This is a genomic window from uncultured Marinobacter sp. (assembly GCF_963974375.1).
Classification (GTDB): Bacteria; Pseudomonadota; Gammaproteobacteria; order Pseudomonadales; family Oleiphilaceae; genus Marinobacter.
The window spans coordinates 1-1840 of sequence record NZ_CAXBDN010000434.1 but is presented as its reverse complement, the minus strand read 5'-3'; the positions used below and the strand labels follow the sequence as shown (position 1 = coordinate 1840).

General features: G+C 61.8%; 1 protein-coding gene and 1 pseudogene. Both read left to right on the top strand.

The window, feature by feature from the left end; genetic code table 11:
- Positions 1-9: 9 nt before the first annotated feature.
- Positions 10-957 (top strand): annotated as a pseudogene (locus AAC035_RS21120) (ABC transporter permease); the annotation flags it as partial.
- Between the two features lies 1 nt (position 958).
- On the top strand, positions 959-1771 hold the full coding sequence (locus AAC035_RS21115; RefSeq protein WP_339807088.1) for an ABC transporter permease: 813 nt from the start codon (positions 959-961) through the stop codon (positions 1769-1771).
- Positions 1772-1840 lie beyond the last annotated feature (69 nt).

The window sequence follows — 1840 nt, the reverse complement described above, 5'->3', positions numbered from 1 at the left end:
TGACAATCGCACGGCCTTGCCGAGCTGGGCCTGAAAATGGCTCCGTTGCTGTTGTGCGCCGCAGGGCTGACAGTGTGCTACCGGGCCAAACTGTGGAACATAGGTGCCGAAGGCCATTTTCTGATGGGAGCCCTGGGCACCAGCGTGGTGGCCCTGCAGCTCCTGGATACGGAGGGATTCTGGGTGCTGCCGCTGGTACTGCTGGCGGGGGTTGTTGCTGGCGCGGTGTGGGCGGCCCTTGCGGCCGGCCTGAAAACCCATCTGCACTGCAATGAAATACTGACCACCATCATGCTCAACTACATTGCCCTGAATCTGCTGCTGTATGCGGTGCATGGCCCCCTCATAGATCCGTTCGGGTTCGGCTTTCCCCAGTCGGTGATGTTTGCGGATTCCGCGCTGCTGCCCATGCTGCTGCCGGGCACCCGCCTGCATCTGGGCCTGGCGTTCGGCTTGCTGGCAGCGGTGGCGGTCTGGGTCATGTTCACCCGCACCCTGGTGGGCTTTCAGCTCAACGTGCTGGGGCAGGATGCCCGGGCCGCAGCATTCGCCGGATTCGGCGCCCGTCGCCTGACCTGGTTTGCGTTTCTGGTGGCCGGTGGTCTGGCGGGCCTGGCCGGGGCCTCGGAAGTGACCGGTCCCATCGGTCAGCTGGTGCCCCAGGTGTCTCCGGGGTATGGCTACACCGCCATTATCGTGGTGTTTCTCGGGCGCATGCATGCCCTGGGTATTATCGCGGCCAGTGCCTTGCTGGCCCTGACCTACATGGGGGGCGAGTTCCTGCAGATCGCCATGAACATGCCCAAGGCAGTGACCGGTCTGTTCCAGGGCCTGCTGCTGTTCTATCTGCTGACCTGTGATGCCTTCATTCACTACCGCATCCGCCTGAAACGCCCATTAAAAACGATCCTGGGCATCACCAAACCTACCCCACAAACCAGCGTGCAGGAGCTCTGATATGGATATGGTGCTGTTGACCAATGTGCTGGCGGCTACTGTGCTGGCGGGTACTCCGTTGTTGTTGGTAGCCCTGGGTGTGGTGGTGGGTATTCTTGCCGGCATCGCCATGTCCATGCTGTTCGCCTTTATGGCGGTGACCCTGGCGGCAAACCAGTACGCCGCCGGACTGGCCCTGACCATCTTCGGGACCGGGTTGAGTGCGTTTATGGGCGCGGGTTTTGTGGGGCAATCGCTGCCGGGCTTTGATCGCATCGCCATTCCGTTGCTGAGTGATATTCCGGTTCTGGGTCGGGTACTGTTCAATCAGGACCCGTTGATTTATGCCTCTCTGGTGATGTTCGTGATGGTTTACGTCTTCCTGCGACACAGCCGGGGAGGCCTTTTGTTGCGGGCCGTGGGCGAGGCGCCGGAAGCTGCCACCGCCAATGGCATCAAGGTGATCACCATACGTTATCTGGCGGTGGCTTTTGGCGGTGGTATGGCGGGACTGGCCGGCGCCTACCTTTCCCTTGCCTATACCCCCATGTGGACGGAGAACATGACCTCTGGCCGGGGCTGGATTGCCCTGGCGCTGGTGGTGTTCGCTACCTGGCGGCCGGAACGGGTACTGCTGGGTGCCTACCTGTTTGGCGCAGCCAGTATTCTTCACCTGGTACTGCAGGGTCTTGGCTGGCGTGTTTCGACCGACCTTCTGGCGATGCTGCCCTATGTGGTGACCATTGCCATGCTGGTACTCTTGTCCTGGAACCCGGCCCGGACCCGGCTGAACACGCCGCTGTCGCTGGGCCAGCCCTACCGGCCCGGGCGATGACCGGCGGTGAGGAAACTGACGACAAACCGGAGGGGCCAGTGGTCTCAGCCAAAACAGCGCTTTTGATCC